21 protein-coding genes are annotated in these 23,199 nt (G+C 71.7%); 9 read left to right on the forward strand and 12 right to left on the reverse strand.

Features of this window, described 5'->3' with window-relative positions:
* Positions 1 to 17 precede the first annotated feature (17 nt).
* Positions 18 to 257, reverse strand: coding sequence for a hypothetical protein (locus BLS99_RS04785; RefSeq protein WP_091044322.1), 240 nt, complete (start codon positions 255 to 257; stop codon positions 18 to 20).
* A 233-nt stretch (positions 258 to 490) separates the two neighbouring features.
* Between BLS99_RS04785 and BLS99_RS04790 the strand changes: the two genes are divergently transcribed.
* Positions 491 to 1,600 carry a phospholipase D-like domain-containing protein gene (locus tag BLS99_RS04790; RefSeq protein ID WP_091044326.1) on the forward strand — a complete coding sequence of 370 codons (1,110 nt, stop codon included), beginning with the start codon at positions 491 to 493 and terminating at the stop codon, positions 1,598 to 1,600.
* A 116-nt stretch (positions 1,601 to 1,716) separates the two neighbouring features.
* Here the strand turns inward: BLS99_RS04790 and BLS99_RS04795 are convergent, their stop codons facing one another.
* The 3 genes from BLS99_RS04795 to BLS99_RS04805 all read right to left on the reverse strand — a co-directional run bounded on the left by BLS99_RS04795 (position 1,717) and on the right by BLS99_RS04805 (position 5,056).
* Complete coding sequence (locus BLS99_RS04795) at positions 1,717 to 2,664, reverse strand: carbohydrate ABC transporter permease (protein ID WP_091044331.1); 948 nt, start codon at positions 2,662 to 2,664, stop codon at positions 1,717 to 1,719.
* A complete protein-coding gene (locus BLS99_RS04800; RefSeq protein ID WP_218126247.1) occupies positions 2,661 to 3,638 on the reverse strand; it encodes a carbohydrate ABC transporter permease in 978 nt (325 codons plus the stop codon). Before BLS99_RS04800 ends, BLS99_RS04795 begins: the two co-directional genes overlap by 4 nt.
* A gap of 86 nt (positions 3,639 to 3,724) precedes the next feature.
* Positions 3,725 to 5,056: an ABC transporter substrate-binding protein gene (locus BLS99_RS04805; protein ID WP_091044335.1), complete on the reverse strand. Its 1,332-nt coding sequence runs from the start codon at positions 5,054 to 5,056 to the stop codon at positions 3,725 to 3,727.
* Between the two features lie 330 nt (positions 5,057 to 5,386).
* On the opposite strand from BLS99_RS04805, the gene BLS99_RS04810 reads away from it, so the two are divergent.
* Positions 5,387 to 6,733, forward strand: a complete 1,347-nt coding sequence (locus BLS99_RS04810; protein ID WP_091044338.1) for a GH1 family beta-glucosidase — start codon at positions 5,387 to 5,389, stop codon at positions 6,731 to 6,733.
* Here the strand turns inward: BLS99_RS04810 and BLS99_RS04815 are convergent, their stop codons facing one another.
* Positions 6,734 to 7,303 (reverse strand): thiamine phosphate synthase, encoded by a 570-nt coding sequence (locus tag BLS99_RS04815; RefSeq protein WP_091044342.1) that lies wholly within the window; start codon positions 7,301 to 7,303, stop codon positions 6,734 to 6,736.
* 235 nt (positions 7,304 to 7,538) lie between these two features.
* Here BLS99_RS04815 and BLS99_RS04820 point away from each other — a divergent pair, with 235 nt between their 5' ends.
* Complete coding sequence (locus tag BLS99_RS04820; protein ID WP_176953195.1) at positions 7,539 to 8,246, forward strand: maleylpyruvate isomerase family mycothiol-dependent enzyme; 708 nt, start codon at positions 7,539 to 7,541, stop codon at positions 8,244 to 8,246.
* A gap of 136 nt (positions 8,247 to 8,382) precedes the next feature.
* Complete coding sequence (locus BLS99_RS04825; protein ID WP_218126248.1) at positions 8,383 to 9,672, forward strand: YibE/F family protein; 1,290 nt, start codon at positions 8,383 to 8,385, stop codon at positions 9,670 to 9,672.
* Positions 9,673 to 9,745: 73 nt separating this feature from the next.
* Here BLS99_RS04825 and BLS99_RS04830 read toward each other — a convergent pair whose 3' ends face one another.
* Positions 9,746 to 10,666: a LysR family transcriptional regulator gene (locus BLS99_RS04830; protein WP_091044348.1), complete on the reverse strand. Its 921-nt coding sequence runs from the start codon at positions 10,664 to 10,666 to the stop codon at positions 9,746 to 9,748.
* A 102-nt stretch (positions 10,667 to 10,768) separates the two neighbouring features.
* On the opposite strand from BLS99_RS04830, the gene BLS99_RS04835 reads away from it, so the two are divergent.
* Positions 10,769 to 12,022, forward strand: a complete 1,254-nt coding sequence (locus BLS99_RS04835; RefSeq protein ID WP_091044352.1) for a pyridoxal phosphate-dependent aminotransferase — start codon at positions 10,769 to 10,771, stop codon at positions 12,020 to 12,022.
* A gap of 57 nt (positions 12,023 to 12,079) precedes the next feature.
* Here the strand turns inward: BLS99_RS04835 and BLS99_RS04840 are convergent, their stop codons facing one another.
* From BLS99_RS04840 to BLS99_RS04850, 3 genes are all read right to left on the reverse strand, one after another.
* Entirely contained in the window at positions 12,080 to 12,430 is a 351-nt protein-coding gene (locus BLS99_RS04840) for a DUF1707 domain-containing protein (protein ID WP_091044354.1), read from the reverse strand.
* Between the two features lie 105 nt (positions 12,431 to 12,535).
* The gene (locus tag BLS99_RS04845; RefSeq protein WP_091044357.1) at positions 12,536 to 12,826 is read right to left on the reverse strand and encodes a 4a-hydroxytetrahydrobiopterin dehydratase; all 291 of its coding nucleotides are present in this window, start codon (positions 12,824 to 12,826) and stop codon (positions 12,536 to 12,538) included.
* A 26-nt stretch (positions 12,827 to 12,852) separates the two neighbouring features.
* Positions 12,853 to 13,464, reverse strand: a complete 612-nt coding sequence (locus tag BLS99_RS04850) for a carbonic anhydrase (protein WP_091044361.1) — start codon at positions 13,462 to 13,464, stop codon at positions 12,853 to 12,855.
* Between the two features lie 209 nt (positions 13,465 to 13,673).
* On the opposite strand from BLS99_RS04850, the gene BLS99_RS04855 reads away from it, so the two are divergent.
* A complete protein-coding gene (locus tag BLS99_RS04855; RefSeq protein WP_091044366.1) occupies positions 13,674 to 14,348 on the forward strand; it encodes a winged helix-turn-helix transcriptional regulator in 675 nt (224 codons plus the stop codon).
* Positions 14,349 to 14,360: 12 nt separating this feature from the next.
* Here the strand turns inward: BLS99_RS04855 and BLS99_RS04860 are convergent, their stop codons facing one another.
* Entirely contained in the window at positions 14,361 to 15,176 is an 816-nt protein-coding gene (locus BLS99_RS04860) for a putative hydro-lyase (protein WP_218126251.1), read from the reverse strand.
* A gap of 166 nt (positions 15,177 to 15,342) precedes the next feature.
* On the opposite strand from BLS99_RS04860, the gene BLS99_RS04865 reads away from it, so the two are divergent.
* The gene (locus BLS99_RS04865) at positions 15,343 to 19,020 is read left to right on the forward strand and encodes an AfsR/SARP family transcriptional regulator (RefSeq protein WP_176953196.1); all 3,678 of its coding nucleotides are present in this window, start codon (positions 15,343 to 15,345) and stop codon (positions 19,018 to 19,020) included.
* 84 nt (positions 19,021 to 19,104) lie between these two features.
* Positions 19,105 to 20,085, forward strand: coding sequence for a zinc-binding dehydrogenase (locus BLS99_RS04870; RefSeq protein WP_091044373.1), 981 nt, complete (start codon positions 19,105 to 19,107; stop codon positions 20,083 to 20,085).
* Between the two features lie 56 nt (positions 20,086 to 20,141).
* Here BLS99_RS04870 and BLS99_RS04875 read toward each other — a convergent pair whose 3' ends face one another.
* Together BLS99_RS04875 and BLS99_RS04880 are read right to left on the reverse strand one after the other, a co-directional pair.
* On the reverse strand, positions 20,142 to 21,332 hold the full coding sequence (locus tag BLS99_RS04875; RefSeq protein WP_091044377.1) for an MFS transporter: 1,191 nt from the start codon (positions 21,330 to 21,332) through the stop codon (positions 20,142 to 20,144).
* A 185-nt stretch (positions 21,333 to 21,517) separates the two neighbouring features.
* On the reverse strand, positions 21,518 to 22,357 hold the full coding sequence (locus tag BLS99_RS04880) for a helix-turn-helix transcriptional regulator (RefSeq protein ID WP_091044381.1): 840 nt from the start codon (positions 22,355 to 22,357) through the stop codon (positions 21,518 to 21,520).
* A gap of 101 nt (positions 22,358 to 22,458) precedes the next feature.
* On the opposite strand from BLS99_RS04880, the gene BLS99_RS04885 reads away from it, so the two are divergent.
* Positions 22,459 to 23,190: an SDR family oxidoreductase gene (locus BLS99_RS04885; protein ID WP_091044384.1), complete on the forward strand. Its 732-nt coding sequence runs from the start codon at positions 22,459 to 22,461 to the stop codon at positions 23,188 to 23,190.
* Positions 23,191 to 23,199 lie beyond the last annotated feature (9 nt).

Consider the following 23,199-nt stretch of genomic DNA (forward strand, 5'->3'; position numbering starts at 1 on the left):
CGCAGTGAGGACTGCCGCTAGAGCATCATCGACGAGTCGGCGTTGCCGCCGGACGCGAAGATGAGCAGCATGAGGACGCCGACGGCGACCAGCAGCAGGATGCCCAGCAGCAGCCAGGCGTTGCCCGCGAGTTCGGGCTGCCGGGGCTGCTCCTCGGCGAGGCCCCGGGGTTCGGCGTGCTCGGGCTCCTGGACCGCCTGCTCGGTGAGCGTGTGGCGGAACTCCTCTGGAATCTCACTTGCCGCGTACGAGCTCATGGCTATCTCCTGACGACGAGTTCCGGGTTGCTCCTTCAATTGTCGAGAGACCGTCGGCTATCCGACCGACGTTTCCAGGAATCCGCCTGACAACAGCGCTATTTCGCCCTCGTGGAAATTACACGGTCGTGACCGCCCTACCTCGCCGAACGTCCTATAGCCGACAGAAGACTCCCCTCGTCACGTAAGACGTGACATCTTCATGTCCAGGTACGACCGATGGGGGTCCTGGCATGAACCGCAAACTCCTGGCGCTGGCGGCGGCCGGCGCCTTTCTCCTGGCCCTCGTGGCCGTCCCGGCGCCCGCGTCGGCGGCGTCGCTCGGGTGCACGCGGACGGGCGCGTACACCGTGTGCCGCACCGATCCCGGGGGCAGGGCCCAGGACGACGCGATCGTCGACGAGCTCGTGCGGCAGATCGACGCGACGGGGAAGGGCGACACGGTGCGGGCGGCCGTGTACCAGTGGTCGCTGAACAAGCCGGTGGGGCCGCTGGCGCAGGCGATGGTGGACGCCAAGAAGCGCGGCGCCGACGTGCGGGCCGTCGTGGGGCAGCTCAACTCCAGCCCCTCGGCCAACGATCCGGTCATCGACAAGTTCAAGGCCGCCGGGATCCCGGTGAAGCAGTGCAAGGGCGGGTGCCTGCCGAACGCGAACGGGACCCGGCAGGGACCCGACCACAACCGGTTCTTCCTCATCGAGAAGGACGGCGTGCCGACGGTGCTGGTGACGAGCCTGAGCTTCGTGCGCTCGCACACCACGCAGGCGAACAACATGCTCGGCGTCCACGGCGACCGGGGCCTGTACGACTTCTACACGGGGTTCTGGAGCCGCCTCTACGCCGGGAGCTGGAACGGGTGGACCGACAAGGACAAGGCGACCACGAGCGACCTCGGCCGCGCGTGGGTGTTCCCGCGCGGGCCCGACCCGGTGGCCGAGCAGCTCGGCGAGATCACGAAGTGCGGTGCGGGCGACCGGGTCCTGGTGGGGCACGCGAACTTCCAGTCGAACCGGCCCGAGGTGCGCGCGCAGCTCGACCGGATCCAGGGCCTGGGCTGCCAGGTGCGGGTCGTGGTCCTCGACGCGGAGACGAGCAGCCCGGGGTGGATCGAGGACAAGCTCGGGGGGTCGAACGTGCGGGTGCACGACGCGCACCGCAACAAGTTCATCGTCGCGGAGGCGTACTTCGGGGCCACCCACCGCGCGGTGGTGTGGACCGGGACGCACAACCTCCAGGGCAACGCGATGAAGCACGCCGACGACAACCTGCTGCGGGTGGCGAACCAGGACGTGGCGGACCTGTACGCGGACTTCTTCCAGCGCCTGTGGCAGGGGGGCCGGTGACACCGGGGCCGTGGTGGGATCAGGCCGCGGTAGAACCAAGGCCGCGTTAGGACCAGGGCCGCGATACGACGAGGGCGGGGAGGGGCGATGCGCCCCTCCCCGCCCCTCGGCGGACGTCAGCCCTTGACCGAGCCCGCCAGCAGCCCGCGCACGAAGTAGCGCTGGAGCAGCAGGAACACGACCAGGGGCACGACGATGGCGATGAAGGCCGCGGCCGGGAGCCGCGTCCAGCCGAAGCCCCACGTGCCGGCCATGTCGCCGAGGACGGCGGTCAGCGGCCGGGTGGCCTCGCCGGGCGCGAACGTGCGGCCCACGAGGAAGTCGTTCCACACCCACAGGAACTGGAAGATCGCGATCGACGCGATCGCCGGCGTCACCAACGGCAGCACGACCTTGCGGAAGATCTGCGAGTGGCTGGCGCCGTCGATGCGGGCGGCCTCCATGACGTCGCCCGGGAGCTCGCGCATGAAGTTGTGCAGCAGGAAGATCGCCAGCGGCAGGCCGAAGATCGAGTGGGCGATCCACACCTGGATCAGGGTGTTCACCCCTTCGAGGTCCCAGGCCGGGATGATCGTCATCCCGCCGATGTGCAGCCCCGAGCTGAAGATCGACAGCAGCGGGATGAGCGCCATCTGGAGCGGCACCACCTGGAGGGCGAAGATGCCCACGTACAGGAGGTTGCGGCCGCGGAACTTGATCCACGACAGCGCGTAGGCGGCCATCGCGGCGAACGCGACGGGGACGACCACGCCCGGGATGGTGATGACGACGGTGTTGATCAGGTTGATGATCAGCCCGCCGCCCTGGGAGTCCGAGTAGAGGACGTAGTTGTAGTTGTAGAGCGAGACCGAGCCCGGGTCGGCGAAGAAGTTCCACCAGCCGGTGGTGCGGATGTCCTCGTCGGGCCGGAGCGAGGAGACGAACAGCCCCAGCGTCGGGATCGTCCACAGTGCTGCGATGACGATCGCGACGACGCTGGCGGCGCGGCTGGAGAGCACGCGCCGCAGCCGCTCGCCGCGGGTCTCGCCGATGCGGGCGGCCTGGTCGGCAGTGCGGGTGCTCATCGGGTCTCCATTTCCTGGCGGCGCATGTTCCGCACCTGGTAGATGACGACGGGGACGACGAGCAGGAACAGCAGGACGGCGAGGGTCGCGCCGCGGCCGCGCTCGAAGAGGCGGAACGCCTGCTCGACCATGTTGTGGGCGAGGACGTCGGTGCCGTGGTGGCCCTGGGTCATGGCGCGCACGATGTCGAACAGCTTCAGCGTGGCGATGAAGACCGTGACCGCGACGACGATGATCGCCGAGCGGATCGACGGCACGGTCACGTTCCAGAAGATCTCCGACGGGCTGGCGCCGTCGATGCGGGCGGCCTCGACGATCTCGGTCGGCACGCCCTTGAGCGCGGCCGACAGGACCACCGTCGCGAAGCCGACCTCGATCCACACGAGGACGACCATGAGCAGCAGGTTGTTCCACGGGGACTCGTTGAGCCAGTTGACCGGCGAGCCGCCGAGCCAGACCACGACCTGGTTGAGCAGGCCGATCTGCTCGCCGCCGGCGCCGTTGTACTGGTAGACGAACTTCCAGATGATGGAGGCGCCCACGAAGGAGATGCCCATCGGCAGGAAGACCAGCGCCTTGTAGACCTTCTCGCCGGCGCGGCCGTCGATGAGGACGGCGTAGACCAGGCCGAGGGCGGTCGACAGCAGCGGGACGATGACGATCCACATCGCGGTGTTGACGAGGATCTGGAGGGCGTCGGGGTCGGTGACGGCCCAGACGTAGTTGTCGAGTCCGACGAAGTTCTCGGACTTCGCGTCGTAGAACGACATCACGACCGTGCGGACGGCCGGGTAGACGAGGCCGATGAGCAGGAAGAGCACGGCCGGGGCGAGGAAGACGAACGCGACCGCGCGGTTGCGGTCGCGTCGCGAGGCGAGTTCGGCGAGGCCGTAGAGGGCCAGGAGGACCGCCGCGAAGGCGACCAGCCCGACGGCGAGCAGGCCGAATCGGTCGAGGTAAGCGGAGATGTTCACGTCGAGCGGCTCCAGTTGTGTCCGGGCAATGGGCCGAGCGGGGCCGGTGGGCCCCGCTCGGCTTCTCGTTCAGTCGCACGGGCCGCTTACGGCCAGGACGCCTCGATGTCGTCGGCCATCTGCTGCGAGGTCTTGTCGCCGTCGACCCACTGGATGATGCCGGTCCAGAAGGAGGACGCGCCGACCGCGCCGGGCATGAGGTCCGAGCCGTCGAAGCGGACGGTGACGGCCGGGTCGGTCAGGATCTCGGTCGCGAACTGGTTGATCGGCGTGGTGGCGTTCGCCGGGTCCACGCCCTGGCGGGCGGTGCTCCACGGGCCGGTCTGGAGACGGGCGTTGTGGTAGAGCTCGGAGGCCAGGAACTGGCGGAACGCCTCGGTGGCCTCGGAGTCGGAGAACGCGGCCACGAACTCGCCGCCGACGAGCATGGTGTTGTCGCCCTCGTTGGTCTCCGGAAAGCGGAACGCGAACACGTCCCCGTCCTCGGCGACGTTGGTGCCCGCGGGCCACATGGCGCCGTAGAAGGACGCCTGGCGCATGAACGCGCAGCCGCCGTCGATGATCGGGAAGCCGGCCTCCTGGAAGGCGGTGGCGCTGATCGTGTCGGTGCCGCCGTACACGTACTCCTCGTTCTGGAGCACCGAGCCGGCCTTGTCGATCGCGGCGACGATCTGCGGGTCGTTGAACGGGATCTCGTGGGTGACCCACTGGTCGTACAGGTCGGTGCTCTCGCGGAGGACGATGTCCTCGATCCAGTCGGTGCCCGGCCAGCCGGTGGCGCCGCCGGACTCGAAGCCGGCGCACCACGGGGTCACGCCGGACGCGGCGATCTCGTCGGACAGGGCGATGAGGTCGTCCCAGGTCGCGGGGACCTCGTAGCCGTTGTCGGCGAAGAAGGACGGCGAGTACCAGATGAAGGACTTCGCGTTCGAGGAGTGCGGCGAGGCGTACAGCGTGCCGTCGACGGTGCCGTAGTTGACCCAGTCCTCGGTCCAGCCCTCGGTGGTGAGCGCGGTGAGCTCCTCCGAGGCGGGGACCAGCGTGTCGGTGAAGTTGGACATGAGGCCGGGCTGCGGGAACAGCGCCACGTCGGGGGCGTTGCCGCCGTCGACGCGGACGGCCATGTCGGACTCGAACTCGCCGGTGCCCTCGTACTCGACGGTGGCGCCGGTGCAGGACTGGAAGTACTCCCAGGCCTCGGTCATCTCGTCGGCCTCGGCGTCGCGGATGGAGCCGAGGACGGTGACCGTCTCGCCCTCCAGGTCGCCGTACTGCTCGTAGTTGGCGCAGTCGGTGGCGTCGTCCGGGACGGCGCCCCGGTCGTTGTCCTCCTCCTCGGGCGCTCCGCACGCCGCCGCGGCGAGCGCGAGGACGCTGGCGGCAGCCGCTAGGCAGGAGATACGTCGGGTCTTGCTCATCGGGGATTCCCTCTCTTCGCAGGTGTTCCGTGCGCCCGGCGAGTCCGACTGCCTCCCTGTCCCGACCCGAATGGGAAGCGCTCTCACTACTTCCACCCCAGGTAGGGACTGCCTCACCCGCCGTTGGGGCGACGCTGGCAATGGTGCTCTGGGTAACACTGATTGTCAAGTGTGCATTGCCGAATCGTTACCGGGTGCGATTGGATCGATATCTGTCCGCACCCGGTCGATGGGAGCGATACCAATGACGTATCATTCCACCGCCCGGCAACTCGTTTCCATCCGCGCCGCGCCCCCACCCGGCTGCGCGGCGGAGAAAGGTGCCATCCGATGACGCAGCTGACCTTCCCCGAGGGCTTCCTGTGGGGTTCCGCGACCGCCTCGTACCAGATCGAGGGCGCGGTGAACGAGGACGGCCGGGGCCCGTCCATCTGGGACACGTTCGCCGCCACGCCGGGCAAGACCTGGCGCGGCCAGTCCGGGGCCGTGGCCTGCGACCACTACCACCGGCTCGACGAGGACGTGGCGCTCATGGCCTCGCTCGGCGTCGACACCTACCGCTTCTCGATCGCGTGGCCGCGCATCCAGCCCGACGGCTCGGGCCCGGCCAACCCCGCCGGCCTCGACTTCTACGACCGCCTCGTGGACAAGCTCGTCGCGGCCGGGATCAAGCCGATGCCGACGCTGTACCACTGGGACCTGCCGCAGTCGCTGGAGGACCGCGGCGGCTGGCCCGCGCGCGACACCGCCGAGCGCTTCGGCGAGTACGCCGCGATCGTCGGCGCGCGCCTGTCCGACCGCGTCCACACCTGGTGGACCCTGAACGAGCCGTGGTGCGCCGCGTACCTGGGCTACGGCAACGGGCACCACGCGCCGGGCCGCACCGAGCCCGCCGCCGCGCTCGCGGCCGTGCACCACCTCAACCTCGGCCACGGCCTCGCCGTGCAGGCGCTGCGCGCCGCCGGGGCCGACCAGGTCTCGATCGTGCTCAACCCGACCCAGTGCCGCGGCGACGAGGAGGCCGTGCGGATCGTCGACGGCATCGCCAACCGCGTGTTCTTCGACCCGATCCTGCGCGGCGAGTACCCCGCGGACGTGGTCGCGCGGACCCAGGGCCACACCGACTGGTCCTTCGTCCAGGACGGCGACCTCGCCCAGATCAACCAGCCGATCGACCTGCTCGGCGTCAACTACTACAGCCCGTCCTGGTTCCGGATGAACCCCGACGAGCCCGAGAGCCCGGTCGGCCCCGGGACCGTGGGCGTCGAGGGCTGGACCCCCGAGGGCCTGGAGTTCACCGACATGGGCTGGGCGATCGACGCGACCGGCCTGACCGACCTGCTGGTGCGCATCCACAAGGACTACGGCGTGGCCACGATGGTCACCGAGAACGGCGCGGCCTACCCGACCGGGCCGGGCCCGGACGGCGAGGTCGACGACGTCGAGCGCGTGGCCTACCTGCGCTCGCACATCGCCGCCGTCCACGACGCGATCGAGGCCGGCGCCGACGTGCGCGGCTACACCGCCTGGTCCCTCATGGACAACTTCGAGTGGGCCTTCGGCTACGACAAGCGGTTCGGCATCGTCCACGTCGACTACACCACTCAGCAGCGCACGCCCAAGGCGAGCGCGAAGTTCTACTCGCGGGTCATCGGCGCCAACGGCCTCGACCGCTAGTCACACCAAGGCGCCCCGGAGCGCGCGGATCTCGTGCTCCGGGTCGCCGGCGCGCATGACCGCGCCCATGACCGCGACCCCCGCCGCCCCCGCCTCCCGGGCGGCGAGGGCCCGCTCGGGGCCGGTCACGCCGCCGAGCGCGTACACCGGGACCGGGGTCGCCGCGCAGACGTCGGCGAGCGCGGCGGTCCCGATCGCCGGGCCGTGGCCGGGTTTGGAGTCGGTGGGCCACACCGGCGAGTAGGTGCAGTAGTCCAGGCCGGGGTCGATCGCCTCGCCGGCGTGGACGGAGCGGCCCACGAGCACGGGCCTGGGGTCGGGCACCGCGCGGTGCGCGGACAGGTGCGCCGCGGCGACGGGCCCCTCGGGGTCGGCGACGATGAGCACGCCCCCGGCCTCGGCCATGAGCAGGCCGACCTCCGACGCGAGCCGGTGCCGCTCCTCCCAAGGAAGGTCCTTGTCGCGCAGGACGAGTGCGAACGGTCCGCCGCGGAGCGCGAGCGCGACCTGCTCGGCCAGCGGGCGCGGGCACCCGTGCCGGTCGGTGACGACGATGAGCCGGTGCTGCATCCCCCGTACCTTACGCCCCGAACGGGAGTGGTCCGGAGTTCCCGGTGTGTTCTGAGGTGGTTCGCGCCCGACTCGCCAGTGCTGCGCCGGTTTAACGCTTCTGTATCGGTCCATGAGCCGAACTTGCGTAATTCACGACACAGGTGCGAAACTTCAGGGGATGAACATCGGCGATCAAATCAACGTGCTGCGGACCGAAGGGGAGCGGATCGCTGTCGCTGGTGGGGAACTCGCATTGAACGCGCTCGTGCCCACCTGCCCGGGCTGGATCGTCAAGGACCTCTTGACCCATATCGGGACCGTCCATCGCTGGGCGGCGGCGATCGTGGGCGGAGCCCTGCCCTACGATCCCCGCAAGCAGGACTTCCAGCGGATCGTGGGGCCCACGCCCCATGACGACCTGCTGGTCGACTGGGTCAGGGAGGGACTCCTCCGGCTCGCCGCCGTCCTGGAGTCCGCGCCCGACGACCTCCAGTGCTGGCAGGTGTTCCCCGCCCAGTCCTCACGCCGCTTCTGGGTCCGCAGACAGGCCCACGAAACCACCATTCACCGCGTCGACGCCGAACAGGCGCGAGGCGACGAGATATCACCGGTCGGACGCGACTTCGCGGCCGACGGCATCGACGAGCTGCTGCTGGGGTTCCACGGCCGCCCGTCGAGCAGGGTGCGGGCACTGCGGCCGTCAGTGCTCCACATCCACGCCACCGATCTGCCGCCGGGACGCGGCGACTGGTACGTGCACCCCACCGACACGGGCCCGCTCGTGACGTTCAGCGAGGTCGAATCCCCGCACTGCGTCATCGAGGGCCCGGTGGAGCTGCTGTACCTGGCGCTGTGGAACCGGCTGCCGTTCGACGACCTCGCCGTTCACGGAGACCCGGCACTGCTCCACTTGTGGCGCAATTACTCCGCGGTCCGGTGGGTCGATCCAGTAGACGTGTGACACGACGGACAGCGACTGGAGCGCTACAGAGGAAATTCGCAGGTGATCGGACCCGTTTGGCGGTTAATGTCCGCTGTGGCCGCTCGGGGCGCGCTGCTGCGCGCCCGGGCGGCCGGGGGACCGTAAGCTCACCGACGTGAACGAGGTCCATGCGAAGCACAGCCATGCCGCCCCGAACGACGCCGTCCCCCGCGCCGCGCTGTGGATCCTGGTCCCGGCCGCGGTCGCCACGATCCTGGGCATGATCCTGCTGTGGCCCCAAGGGGTCGAGGACGCGCAGAGCGAGGAGTACGGGACCGAGGTCGACGGCCGGGTCCTGGCGGTGACCGAGACCGAGTGCACCGCCGACGAGGCCGAGGTGCTCACCGTGTGCGGCGAGGTCGTCGTGACGCTGGGCAGCGGCGAGCACGCCGGGGAGGAGGTCGTGGTCGACATCCCGAGCGGCCCGGGGGCTCCGGAGGTGTCGGCGGGCGACGACGTCATCCTCATCTACACGCCGGACGCGATCTCGGGGCAGCAGTTCCACATCATCGACCACGACCGGGCCGGGGCGCTGTGGGCGATGGTGATCGCGTTCGCGCTCGCGGTGGTCGCGTTCGGGCGCTGGAAGGGCCTGCGCTCGCTGGTGAGCCTGGGGCTGACGTTCGCGGTCGTGCTGCTGTTCATGGTGCCCGCGGTGCTCGACGGCTCCTCCCCCGTGATGGTCGCGATCGTCGGCGCGGCCGCGATCATGCTCGTGTCGCTGTACCTGGCGCACGGGTGGAACCGGACCACGACGGTGGCGGTGATCGGGACGCTCGCGTCGCTGGTGCTGACGGTGCTGCTCGCGGAGGCGGCGGTGCGGCTCGCGGAGCTGAACGGGGTCCTCGACGAGAACACGACGAACCTCTCGCTCCAGTACCCGATCGACATGTCCGGGCTGCTGCTCGCGGGCATCCTCATCGGTGCGCTCGGCGTGATCGACGACGTGACGGTCTCGCAGGCCGCGACGGTGGACGAGGTCGCGAAGGCGAACCCGCGGTGGGGCCACGCGCGGTTGTACAAGTCGGGCATGCGGGTCGGGCGCGACCACCTCACGTCGGTGGTGAACACGCTGGTGCTCGCGTACGCGGGCGCGTCGCTGCCGCTGCTGGTGCTCATCGCCGCCGCGAACCGGCCGCTGGAGCAGGTGCTCACGAGCCAGACGATCGCCACCGAGATCGTGCGGTCGGTGGCGGGCACGCTCGGGCTCATCGCGGCGGTGCCGATCACGACCTGGCTGGCGGCGTACCTGGTGCGGTGGCGCCCGAAGCCGAAGGAGCCCGAGGAGAAGGAGCCGAAGCGGCCCCGCCCGAAGCCGGTCCCTGAGGACGCGGTCTGGGGCGGCGCGGGGGGCGGCGAGGGAGGCGAGGGCGAGTCTCCTTACCCGCCTTCGCATCTGCGGTAGCGGATCACGAGGCCGGGTGTGTCGAGTCCCGGGCCCCCGGCACAAGGGTGGCTCGGGGGTACGACACCGGGCCTCAGAACCGCTCGGCCGCGGTCATGAGCTTCCGGGCCGCCTGGTGGAGGGCCTGGAGGACCGTCATCACCGCCGGGCGGCCCGTGGACGCGGTGCGGTGGACGACGTAGACGTCCCGGCCCGGCAGCTCCTCGACCATGGCGCGCACGGCGACGTCGCGGCGCTCGGCGGCGGCCATCCACGGCGCCACCGTCACCCCGAGGCCCTTGGCCACCAGGGTGAGGATCGTGTCCAGGCCCTCGAACTCCGAGACCGGCGCGGTGATCCCCTCGGCCCGCCACAGCCGGTCGAGCGCGGTGCGCGAGGGCTCCCCCGCGGGCGAGGCGATCCACGGCTCCCCCGCCAGCGCGTGCGCCGACACGGCCTCCTCGACCGCGAGCGGGTGCTTGGCGGGCAGGACCGCCACGAGCGGGTCCTTGACGAGGTGGTGGAAGGTGAGCGGCCCGATCGCGGCCGCGCGGCGCTGGCCGGACCAGTCGTCGATGAGGGCGAGGTCGATCTCGCCGGAGCGCACGCGCGCCAGGGACTCGGAGACGGTGTGCTGCTGGCGCAGCACCATCTGGAGTTCGGGGTAGCGGCGCAGGCGCCGCACGATGGGGCCGGCGAGGGCGACGGCGACGGTGGGGAACGCGGTGACGGTGACCCGTCCGCGGGGTTCGGCGGACTCGGCGGCGAGGTCGGTCTCGGCGGCGTCGATCGCCTCGATGATGCGGGCGGTGTGGGCGACGAGGCGGCGGCCGGCGTCGGTCAGCTGGGCGGAGCGGGCGGTGCGTTCGAGCAGGGCGACTCCGGTCTCCTTCTCCAAGGCGGCCAACTGCTGCGAGACGGCGGAGGCGGTCTGGCCGGTGGCGAGGGCAGTGGCGGATATCGATCCCTGGGCGGCGAACTCGTAGAGGAGGCGCAGGCGGCGAACGTCGAGCATAAGCAAATCTTATCCTCGGCGAAAGGTAGAAATACTTGCGATGATGCTTGCCGAAGAGGAGGGTGGTGTCCGTCCGAACGACTTTCCAACGAGGAGTCCTCTGTGACCGTCTCCGCCACCCTCGCCGCCAACGAAGCCATCGCCGCGCGCCGCGCCGCCGGGCAGGAGGTGCTCGCGCTGGGGTTCGGAGAGGCGGGGATCCCCGTGCACCCCTTGCTCCGCCAGCGCCTGACGCAGGCCGCCGGGCAGATCTCCTACGGTCCCGTGGCCGGGATCGACGCGGCCCGCGAGGCCGCCGCCGGCTACTGGACGCGCCGCGCGATCCCCACCGGCGCCGAGCAGGTCCTGCTCGGCCCCGGCTCGAAGCCGCTGCTGTTCGCGCTCCTGCACGCCGTCGGGGGCGACGTGGTCCTCCCCAAGCCCGCGTGGGTGTCGTACGCGGCCCAGGCGAGGCTCCTCGGCCGCGAGCCGATCCGCGTGCCGGTCCCCGCGGGCGAGGGCGGTGTGCCTGACGCGGACGCGCTGGACGCGGCGGTGCGCGAGGCCCGCCGGGCCGGGCGCGACCCGCGGGTGGTCGTGGTGACCCTGCCCGACAACCCGACCGGGCGGCTCGCCTCGGAGCGGTCGGTCAAGGCCCTGTGCGAGGTCGCGCGGGAGCTCGACCTCGTGATCGCCGCGGACGAGATCTACCGGGACCTGGTGTTCGAGCCCGGGACGTTCCCCTCGCCCGCGGCGTGGGCACCGGAGCGGACCGTGACGACCACGTCGCTGTCGAAGAACTACGCGCTGGGCGGCTGGCGGGTGGGCGCGGTGCGCTTCCCCGATTCGCCGCTGGGCGCGCAGCTGCGGGAGTCGGTGCGCGGCACCGCTTCCGAGCTGTGGTCCTCTACGCCGATGCCGATGCAGCACGCGGCGGCGTACGCGTGGTCGGATCCGCAGGAGCTGGTCGAGCGGGTGGCGCTGGCGCGGCGCCTGCACGGGTCGGTGGCGCACGCGGTGGCGGAGGTGTTCGCTCAGGCCGGGTGCGCGGTGATGCCGCCGCAGGGCGGGTTCTACGTGTGGCCGGACTTCGGGCCGCTGCGGGATTCGCTGGCCGCCGATTGGGGTATCGCCACGAGCCCGGACCTCGCGCGGGTCCTGCTGGAGCGGTTCGGGGTGGTGGTCCTGCCGGGCACGGCGTTCGGGGACGACCCGGAGTCGCTGACGGTGCGGGTGGCGGTCACGGGGATCTACGGGGAGAACGACTCCGAGCGCTTGGCGGCGCTCGTGTCGAAGTCCCCGGTGGAGATGCCGTGGATCGCGGAGTCCCTGGCGGGGCTCGGGGAGAAGCTTCGGGCGCTGACGGCGCCCGAGTAGAGCGCCGGACGGCGCTGCCGAGGCCGATGCGGCAGCGCCGTCCGGTTCGTTTCCAGGTCAGTTCACGCGGTCGACGACCGCGATGACGCCGTAGACGACGGCGAAGACGACCACGAGGGCGATGACGACGAGCGAGATCCCGATGAAGCGCTGGATCTCGAGTTCGTGGCCTTCGCGCACGGGCCGGCGCCAGCGGCCGTAGCGCCAGTGGTCGCGGCCCTGCTCGTAGTCGGTGGCGAAGTCCTCCAGGAGCGCTTGGAGGTCGGCAAGGGTCTCGGCCCGGCGGGCGAGCTGGCGGCGCAGCTTGTACTCGGCGTCGTCGATGGCGCCGCGGCGGCGGGCCTGGCCGAGCCGGTAGAGGGCCATGCGACGGTGGGCCCTGGTGGGGCGGATGGCGAAAGCGTCCATGACGTGCTCCCGGGGTCGTGTGACCGGGAGGGTTCCCCGCCCGCACCGTTCGTACACATAGGTTTCCGGTGCGGGTCGGGTTGCGCGCCAAGGCGTCGCGGAGGCTCAGCCCAGGAGGTCGCTGACGGCGCGGGCGAGGTCGGTGTCCTTCGCGGAGACCTTGTCGCCGGCCGAGTGCGAGGTCACCGAGACGCGCAGCTTGTCGTAGTTGACCGTCAGGTCGGCGTGGTGGTCGCGCCGCTCGGAGAGCAGGCCGACGCCGGTGGCGGCGGCGAGGGCCTGGAGGTGGCCGGGGAACGTCCACGTCCGCTCCAGGCGGTCGTTCGCGTGGCTCCAGCCGGGCAGGTCGGACAGGGCGAGGTCGATCTCGCCCTCGGTCAAGGGTTGGTCGCTCATACCCCGATTGTGACAGCCCGGGCCGGTCAGTTCTCCTCGATGAGCGTCACTTCGCCGGTGTCGAGGTCGTAGACGGCGCCGACGACGAGGACGCCGTCGAGGTTCTCGCGGCGGCCGAGGTCGGCGACAGTGCGGCGGACCTGGAGGCGCAGGGCCTTGGGGGCCGCGTCCTCGCCCTCGGCGGACTCGGCGAGGGCCTGGGAGGCGGGCTGCCAGAGCTGCTCGACGAGGTAGTCGCTGCGCGGGTCGTGGGTGTCGTCCTCGACGGCGTGGAGGGCGGCGTTGATGGCGCCGCAGCGCTCGTGGCCGAGGACGATGACGAGGGAGACGCCGAGTTCGGCGGCGGCGAACTCGAGGGAGCCGACGGCGGCGCGGTCGGGCACGTGCCCGGCGGTGCGCACGACCAGGAGCTGGCCGAAGTCGCAGTCGAACACGGACTCGGCGGTGACGCGGGAGTCGATGCAGGTGAAGACGGCGGCGGCCGGCGTCTGGCCGAGCGCGTGCTGGCGCGCGGAGGTGATGTCGCGCTTGTATCGCGGCTCGCCGGCGACGAAGCGGCCGTTGCCCTCCAGGAGCGAGACGAGCGTCTTGGCGGCTTCGTGGTGCTCCATCAGCGAGGAGGCGGTCAGTTCAGGCACGCCCTGAATGGTGCCGCACGATCCGTCCCGCCGCAAGCGCGACGTGCCCTCGGTAACGCACCTTTTACCGACGTCGCGTTACCGTTCCGAGATCTTCAGGTCATTTCGCAGGACTTGTCGCTCGCGGAACGGGACCATAGGATGAACGGGAACTACCGCATTGCGGTTCACCTGCGGGTTCGTCCCGCGCCGGATTCTGGAGGCCACCGGTGCGCACCTACGGCGAAGGCTGCCCCGCGGCCCACGCGCTCGACCTGGTCGGGGAGCGCTGGTCGCTCCTCGTCGTCCGCGAACTCCTGCTCGGCCCCAAGCGCTTCACGGACCTCCGCGCCGGCCTGCCCGCCGCGAGCGCGAACGTGCTGTCGCTGCGGCTGCGGGAGCTGGAGGCGGCCGGGGTGATCGGGAAGCGGCGGCTGCCGCCGCCGGCCGCGTCGAAGGTGTACGAGCTGACCGAGTGGGGCCGGGAGCTCGAAGGGGCGATCGTGCTGCTGCTGCGGTGGGGCGCCCGGTCGGCGGCGATCCCGTTCGACGCGCCGATGAGCGCCGACGCGGTGATCCTGTCGATGCGGAGCCTGTTCTCGCCGCAGTCGGCGCAGGGCTTCGACGCGGCGTTCGAGCTGTGGGTCGGGGACCGGCCGTTCATCGCCGAGGTCATCGACGCGCAGCTGGTGCTCGCGCCCGGCCGGCCCGAGCATCCCCACGCGGTGATCCGCACCGACGCGGAGACGCTGAAGCGCCTGACCCTGGGCGGGCGCAGCCTCGACGTGTCGATGCACGCCGGGCGCGTCACCGTCCAGGGCGATCAGGCGATGGCGGAGCGGTTCCTGGGAATGTTCCGCCTCCCGGAGCCGGCCGCGGCCTCGGCCTCGGCGGGCGCGGTGTGACCGTCCCGCCGCTCACCGGAGGATCCTGATCTCGCCGGACCCGCTCGGCCTGGCCCGCCGGTCGGTGATGAGCATGTGCCCCGGCGCGTGGGTGATCGCGAACGGCAGCTTCGCCTGCACGACCGCCTCCTGGAGGGTCACGCCGCAGGCCCAGAACACGGGGACGTCGCCGTCGTGGAGGCGCACGGGGTCGCCGAAGTCGGGCTTCGCGAGGTCGCGGACGCCGATGGAGGCCGGGCTGCCGACGTGGACGGGGGCGCCGTGCGCGTGCGGCATGTCCATGGTGATCCACGCGGCGAGGTCGACCCGGTCGGCCGGGACCGGCCGCATGGAGACCACGACGGGGCCGCGGAAGCGCCTGGCGCCCAGGGCCTTGCGGTTGGTGCGGTACATGGGGACGTTGACGCCCTGCTCCAGATGGCGCAGGGGGATGCCGGCGCGTTCGAGGTAGGGCTCGAACGTGAACGTGCACCCGACCAGGAACGTCACCAGGTCGCTCCCCCAGTAGTCGACGACGTCGCCGGGTTCGGCGATGAGCTCGCCCTTGCTCCAGACCCGGTAGGCCGGGAGGTCCCGGCGCAGGTCGGCGCCGACGGCCAGCTCGGTCCAGTAGTCGCCGGCCCCGACCACGTCCAGCAGGGGGCAGGCCCTGGGGTTGCGCACCGCGAAGCGGCGCAGGGCGATCGCGTCGCGCCGCGGCACGCTCACCAGGTTGGTCTGGACGAACCCGTGCGACCAGCCGCTGGTGTGGGCCACCAGTCCGTCCCGGAATCTGGCGCGGGCCTCGCGGGGGCTCGTCCGCGCTTCGGGACGCTGCATCGTGAACATCGCTCCTCCTCGAAATCGCTGCTCGATGTGTCGAGAATCCGATACTCGGGTGTCAAAGGGTTCACGAGTCCTTCACGAGCAGGATGCGCACGCAGGAACGCCTTCTGAGCGCCACCGCTCGTTCACTGAGCGATTCGCCTTGCGAGCGTTCCCAAATGATCAAGAAATGCCCATAGACTGGAGCGATCCGCTAATTTCGACCGGCCGCACCTCGACTCCCCGGGAGGTGGCGCCCTTGGACTTCGCGATCCTCGGTCCGCTGCAGCTGACTTGGGAGGGGCATCCCGTGCCGCTCCCCGGCCGGACCCTGCCCCGGCTCTTCGCGGTCCTGCTCCTGGAGCCCGGCAACGTGGTCCCGCAGCACCGCCTCGTGGACGCGGTGTGGGGCGAGGACCCGCCCGCGACCGCCAAGCGCCAGCTCCAGAACACCGTCGCCAACGCGCGGGGACTGCTGCTGCGCGCCGGGACCTCGGAGCTGGAGACCGTCGGGGACGGGTACCGGCTGCGCGTGCGGCCCGAGAAGCTCGACGCGCTCCGCTTCCAGCGGGCCGCGCGCATCGCCCGCGAGCAGGTCGCGGCCTCCGAACCCGAAGCGGGACTGGAGAGCCTGCGCGAGGCCCTGGACCTGTGGCGGGGCCCGGCGCTCGCCGGGCTCACCGGCCGGGTGATCGAGGCGGGGGCGCTGCGGTGGGACGAGGAGCGGGCCGCCGCCGTCGAAGCCCGCGCGGAGCTGGAGCTCGAACTCGCGACCGGGCTCTCGGTGGTCGCGGACCTGCGGCGGGTCCTGGACCGGCACCCGTACCGCCAGCACGCGGCCGAGCTGCTGATGACGGCCCTGTACCGGGAGGACCGGCCCGCCGAGGCGCTGGACACGTTCGAGGCGATCCGCCGCCAGCTCGCCGACGAGCTCGGCATCGACCCCGGCCAGCGCCTCAAGGACCTGCACACCGCGATCCTCCGCGACGACCCCGGACTCCAGGCCCCCGCGAAGGCGCCCGTGCCGACCGCCGGGCGCCGGCGCCTCCCCGCGCCCGCGCAGCTCCCCGCCGACAGCGTGCACTTCACCGGCCGCGCAGGCCAACTCAAGGCCCTCGACGCGCTCTTGGGTCCGGGGCCGCAGGTCGCGGTCCTGTCGGGGATCGGCGGCTCCGGGAAGACGACGCTCGCGCTGCACTGGGCGCACCGGGTCCGGGAGCAGTTCCCGGACGGGCAGCTGTACGTGAACCTGCGCGGCTTCGACCGGGCCGCGCCTTTGACGCCCCTGGATGCGCTCGCGGGGTTCCTGCGCGCGCTCGGGGTCCCGACCGAGGCGATCCCCTCCGACGCCGACGAGGCGTCGGCGCTGCTGCGCTCGCGCCTGGCCGACACCCGCACCCTCGTCATCCTCGACAACGCCCGGAACTCCCAGCAGGTGCTCCAGCTGCTCCCGGCCACGGCCGGGTGCGTCGCGGTCGTCACCAGCCGGTCCCGGCTCCCGGACCTCGCCGCGCTGCGGGACGTCCGGCAGGTCACGGTGGGGACGCTCGACGCCGACGAGTCCGTGCGACTCCTGGAGAGCCTGATCGGGCCCGAGCGGGTCGCGCGCGAACCCCAGGCGGCGCAGCGCATCGCACGGCTGTGCGCGGGTCTGCCGCTGGCGCTGCGGATCGTCGGCACCAACCTCGACGGGCAGCGGTTCTCCCTCGCCGAGACCGCGGTCGCGCTCGAAGGGCGGGACCGGCTCGCCCACCTCGCCGTCGAAGGCGACCCGACGATGACCGTCGCCGCCGCGTTCGACCTGTCCTACCAGGCGCTCGAACCCGAAGAGGAGCTGCTGTACCTCAACCTCGCGTGCCTGCCGGGGACCGACTTCTCCAAGGGCCTCGCGTGCGCGCTCGTCACGTGGGAGCCGGCCACGGCCGAGCGCATCCTCGCGAACCTCGTGGCGGCCCACCGCATCGAGGAGTTCCGGCCCGGCCGGTACCGGTTCCACGACCTGGTGCGCGAGTACGCGCGCCAGAAGGCCGAGTCGGCGTTCGACCCCGCCGCGCTCCAGCGCCTGCGGGAGCAGGTCGTGGAGTGGTACGCCAAGGGCAGCGCGCGGCTGCCGGTCGAGGAGTACCGCAACATCGTCGCCGCGTTCCTCGAATGGAACGGGCACCCGACCGTGTCGCGCCTGCTCACGCGCCTCATCGAATTCGCCGACGCGGGCTACCGGGAGGAGAGCCCCGACTCCGCGTACGAGCTGCCCGAACTCGCCAAGGTCGCGCAGCTCGCCATCGAGACCGGCGTGCGGTCCGAGGAGCCGATGGACGCCGTGCGCGCCTACGCGCTCGCCGACGCCGTCGCGTACGCCTCCGGCGAGATGCACCAATCGAAGGTGTACGCCGAGAAGACCCTGGAGAACCTGCGCCGGACCCCGCACGGGGACGCCACGGGCAAGGCCCGCAACGACCTCGCCACGACGTTGATCCAGTTGGGCCGGTACCGGGAGGCGGTGTCGCTGCTCCGTGAGGCGGTGGTCGCGGCCGAGCACTCCGGGAAGCGGTACGTCCAGGTCGAAGTGCTCACCTCGCTGGGCACGGTGCTGCGGCACATGGGGATCTTCGCCGAGGCCGAGGCGCTGCTGCTCAAGGCCCGCGCGCTCGACGCCGCCTCCCCCGAGGGCCCGACCACGGTCTACCCGCTGCTCACCCTCACCGGCCTGTACGTCGACCTCGGGCGCATCTCCGCGGCCGACGAGCTGTGCCGCGAGATCGGCGAGATGCTGCGCGGCCACCCGTCCAAGTACTACCGGGCCCGGCTCTACTTCCGGCAGTCCGCCGTCCACAGCGCCGACGGCGACCTGCCCCGCGCCGAGGCCGCGCTCCTGCGCGGGCTCGAACTCGTCGAGCAGGTGAGCAGCTGGCGGCACCAGCTGCTGTACACGTACGCGCTCGCCGAGCTGTACCTGGAGACCGACCAGTTCGACGCCGCCCGCGACGCTCTCGTCAAGGTCGAGCACCTGGGCCGGTACGAGACCTCCGAGACCCTCGCGGTCAAGGCCCGCGTGCTGTGCCGGCTGTTCAGCGCCGACGGGCGCATGCGCGCGGCCGTCAAGTACGGGCGCCAGGCCGTCGACGTGTTCGCGGCCATGCCCGACCCGCTCCGCCAGGCCCGCAGCCTCGCCGCCCTCGCCGACGCCTACGCCGCCGCCGGCGACACCGAAGCGGCCGAGGCGCACCGGGACCAGGCCGCGGCCCTGTTCGCGGCCCTGAACCTCGACCCGCGGTCGATCGCGGCGCGGGCGTTCCAGCGCGAGCAGGGCGCGGGCGCCGAGTACCGCGCGACCGGCCGCGGCCCCGGCGAGGAGCCCGCGGACGGGGTGGTGTTCCTCGGCGACGGCGCGCGCCGCGAGGAGGTCCTGGCCGCGTACCGGCGGGTCCTCGCCGCGCTCGGGCTGGAGGTCACCGAGACCGACCCGCCCCGGTTCGGCTCGTTCTTCCAGCGGTTCCGCCTGGCCGCGTGGTCGGACCACCGCCGGACCCGCGCCGCGGACCTGGCGGCGGCCGTCGACGCGTCCGTGGGCGCGGGGCCCCAGGGCGGGCAGGTCGACCGGGACCTGGTCGAGGCCGTGTCGCGGCTCATCGAGTCGCTGCGGTACGAGCAGGAGGCGGTCGTCCAGGTCGGGTCGATCCTCGTCGTCAAGCACGCCAACCGGATCACGCAGCGCATCCTCACCCCCGAGGAGCGGGCGCGGCTCCAGGAGGGGTGGACCGGCGTGGACCTGCCCGGCGACATCGGCGGGGTGCTGCGCGCGTGCGGCGTCAACCCGCTCGTGCTCACCGAGGAGACCGGTCCGCAGGGGCGCCACCGCAAGGACTGAGGGGCCAGTCGGTCGACGGATGCGGGGCCAGTCGGCGCGCCGGTACGGTCGTCGCACACCCACCGACATGGAGAGAAGGTCGACATGCACGCGATCCGGCAGCACGAGTTCGGCGGCCCCGAAGTGCTCGTGTACGAGGAGGTCGCCGACCCCGAGCCCGGGCCCGGCCAGGTGCGCATCGACAACCGCGCGGCCGGGGTCCACCTGCTCGACGCCACGTTCCGCTCCGGCGCGAAGGACAGCCCGTACCCGCTCCCCGAGCTGCCCGCGATCCCCGGGCGCGAGGCCGCCGGGGTCGTCGACGCGGTCGGCGAGGGCGTCGACCCGGCGTGGATCGGCAGGCGTGTGGTCGCCCACCTCGGCTTCGGGTCCCAGGGCTACGCCGAGAAGGCCGTGCGCGAGGTCGAGTCCGTGCACGAACTGCCCGAGGGGGTCGACTTCGGCGAGGCGGTCGCGATGATCGGGACCGGCCGCACCGCGCTCCTCGTCCTCGCGGTCGGCCCGGTCCAGGCCGATGACGTGGTCGTCGTCCCCGCCGCCGCGGGCGGGCTCGGGACGCTCCTGGTGCAGGCCGCCAAGAACGCGGGCGCGTACGTGATCGGCCTCGCCGGCGGCGCCGACAAGGTCCGGCAGGTCGCTGCGAACGGCGCCGACGCCGCGATCGACTACCGGGCCGGGGACTGGACCGGCGTCCTCGACCGGACCCTCGACGGCCGCGAGGCGAGCCTGTTCTTCGACTCCGTCGGCGGCGCGGTCGGCCGCGCCGTGTTCGACCGGCTCGGCTTCGGCGCCCGCATGGTCGTCTTCGGCTGGTCCGCGGGCGAGGCCACCCAGGCGACGGTCGCCGAGATCGTCGGCCGCGGGCTCACCGTCTCCGGCGCGCTCGGGCCCAAGATCGTGCAGCGGATGGGCGGCCTGCGGGCCCTCGAAGAGCGCTCGCTCGCCGAGCTCGCCGCCGGGCGGCTGCGCCCGGCCGTGCACACGTTCGCGCTCGCCGAGGCCGCCGAAGCCCACCGCGCCCTGGAGCACCGGGGCACCACGGGCAAGGTGGTCTTGGTCCCCTGACGGATGCTGAAGGGCCCCTCGGCATTACGCCGAGGGGCCCTTTTCCTATGTCGCGGTTACGAGGCGGTGACCAGGTCCGCGGGCTCGATCGCCGGGACCTGCGCCTCGGCGTGCGCGCGGGCCAGCGGGAACGAGAGCACCAGGCCGGCCAGGGCCAGGCCCACGCCGACGAGGATCGGCGCGGTCAGGCTCAGGCCCAGCGAGAGCGCGAGGCCGCCGAGCCAGGCGCCGTTCGCGTTCGCGAGGTTGAACGCCGCGTGGTGCAGCGAGGACGCCAGCGACGGGGCCGCGTGGGCGCCGTCGAGGAGCAGCCGCTGCATGATCGGGCCGACCAGCGACGACGAGGTCGCCATGAGCAGGACCCCGGTGATCGCCAGCGCCGGGTTGGACATGGAGAAGTACATCGCCAGGAGGACGGTCGCGATGGTCGCGAACGCGGCGAACAGGCCCTGGACGGGCGCCTTGTCGGCGATGTGGCCGCCGAGGACGTTGCCGAGCGTGAGGCCGACGCCGAAGACCGCGAGGGTGATCGCGATGGCGACGGCGTTCATGCCGGTGACCTGCTCCAGGATCGGCGTCAGGTAGGTGTAGGCGGCGAACATGCCGCCGAAGCCCACCGCGCCGGTCACCAGCGGGAGCAGGACGCGCTTGCTGCGGATCGCGCGGATCTCGTCGGCGGCCTTCGTGGGGACGATGACGCCGCGGGTGTCAGGGACGGTGGCCCAGATGGCGGCGGCGGCGACCAGGCCGAGGACGGCGACGGCCGCGAAGATCCAGCGCCACGAGATCTGGCCGATGAGCAGGGCGCTGATCGGCACGCCGACGATCGTGGCGACGGTGAGGCCGGACATGATCCCCGAGATCGCGCGGGCGCGGCGGTCGAAGGCGACGAGGCTGGCGCCGACGACGGCGGCCGCGCCGAAGAACGCGCCGTGCGGGAGGCCCGCGATGAAGCGGGAGCCGAGCAGGAACCCGAAGTCGGGTGCGAGCGCCGTCGCGAGGTTCGCGGCGGCGAAGGCGAGCATCAGGCCGATGAGCAGCGGCTTGCGGGGGACGCGGGTGGTGGCGACGGTGAGCAGGGGCGCGCCGAGGACGACGCCGACCGCGTAGGCGGAGACGGCGAGGCCGGCCTGGGCGAGCGAGACGCCCTGGGAGGCGGCGACCTGGGGCAGGATGCCCATGATGGCGAACTCGGCGGTGCCGATGCCGAACGCGCCGATGGACATGGCGAAGAGAGGCATGCGCATGAGTGCGGCTCCGGTGGGATGAGAAGGAGGGTGAGAACGCTGAGGCTGTCACCGGCTGCTTCCTTGCCGAACCGGTCGCTGGTCAAGATCGGAGGCGGTGCCTCCGGGTCCAAGCGTAATAACACTCGCCGCACGAGGAAAAGTCCTGGAGGTGAAAAGTCGTGGTGATGTCCGTCGCCGGCGGGTTACACAGGTGGCGCGGGGGTTGCGGAAGTGACGCGCGACAATCTCCTGAACGCCGCGGCCGTGGGCGAATCCGGTTGCGGCACATAGACGACTAGGCGGAGCCCGGTGCCAGGCACGTCCAGGACCTGGCAGTCGAACTCCAGCGGGCCGACCTCGGGGTGCACGACCCGCTTGCGCTGGGCGGTGCGCACGGCCACGCGGTGGTCCGCCCACAGCTCCCCGAACTCCGGGCTCGTGCGCAGCAGCTCCTCGACGAGGGCCTTGAGCTTGCGGTCGCCGGGGTTGCGGGCGTAGGAGGCGCGCAGGTCCGAGACGCTGTCGGCAAGAAACCGCCTGATCGAGGGGTCGGCCAGGCGCTCGGCGACCCCGTCGCCGGAGAAGTTGGTGCGCAGGATGTTCCGCTGCGGCGCCGAGAGGGCCGAGAGGTAGCCCATGAGGCGCTCGGCCTTGTCGTTCCAGGCGATCATGTCGTAGCAGGTGTCCATGGCGTACGCGGGGAAGTCGTCGAGCCCGGCGAGGAGGTTCCGCACGGCCTGGGGCACCTCGCGGCCGGAGTCGGCCTCGGGCAGCTCGTCCACGAGGTGGAAGAGGTGGGCCCGTTCGTCGTGGTCGAGGACCAGCGCGCGGGCGAGCGCCCCGAGGACCTGCCGGGAGGGCTTGGGGCCGCGGGCCTGCTCCAGGCGGATGTAGTACTCCACCGAGATCCCGGCGAGCTGGGCGACCTCCTGGCGCCGCAGCCCCGGGGTCCGCCTGCGCTGCCCGCTCGGCAGCCCCACGCCCTCGGGCGTGATCGCGTCGCGGCGGGTGCGGAGGAAGTCGGCGAGCTGCTGTCGGTCCATGCGCCAATACTCCCCCGGTTCGCGCCGCGGAACCAGGTACCGGATGTACCACCATAAGCAGTGCTCTTTGCAGGTCGGCGGATCGGGCGCAGGCTCGGTCCATGGCAAAGAAGACGGCGCTCGTCACGGGCGCGAACAAGGGAATCGGCTACGAGATCGCCAAGGGCCTCGGCGCGAAGGGCGTCAAGGTGTACGCGGCGGCCCGCTCGGCGGAACTGGGCGAGGCGGGGGCGGAGAAGCTCCGCGGCGAGGGGGTGGACGCGGAGTTCGTGCGCCTCGACGTCACCGACGAGGACTCGATCGCCGCGGCGGTGAAGCAGGTGGAGTCACTGGACATCCTGGTGAACAACGCAGGTGTAGCACTCGCGGACGGCGGCTGGAACACCAGCGAGCTGACGACCACGACGGCGCGGAAGGTCTTCGAGACGAACGTGATCGGGGTGATCGCGGTGACCAACGCGTTCCTGCCGCTCCTGCGCGAGTCGGACGCCCCGCGCATCGTGAACGTCTCCAGCGAGGTCGGCTCGCTCACCTTCATGACCGGCGAGCACGAGTTCGCGAAGATGCAGGGCGGTGCCTACGGGGCCTCGAAGTCGGCGCTGAACATGCTGACGATCTCCTACTCCAAGGAGTTCAAGGACGGCCCGGTCAAGATCAACGCGATGACCCCGGGCTACACGAAGACCGACCTCAACCACAACCAGGGCTGGAGGGACCCGGCCCTCTCGGCGAAAGTCGCGATCGACCTCGCCCTCCTCGACGACGACGGCCCCAACGGCGGCTTCTTCCAAGAGGGCCTGGAGTACCACGAGGACACGACGGTCCCCTGGTAGCGACCTCGT

Source organism: Glycomyces sambucus (assembly GCF_900102815.1).
GTDB classification, from domain to species: Bacteria; Actinomycetota; Actinomycetes; order Mycobacteriales; family Micromonosporaceae; genus Glycomyces; species Glycomyces sambucus.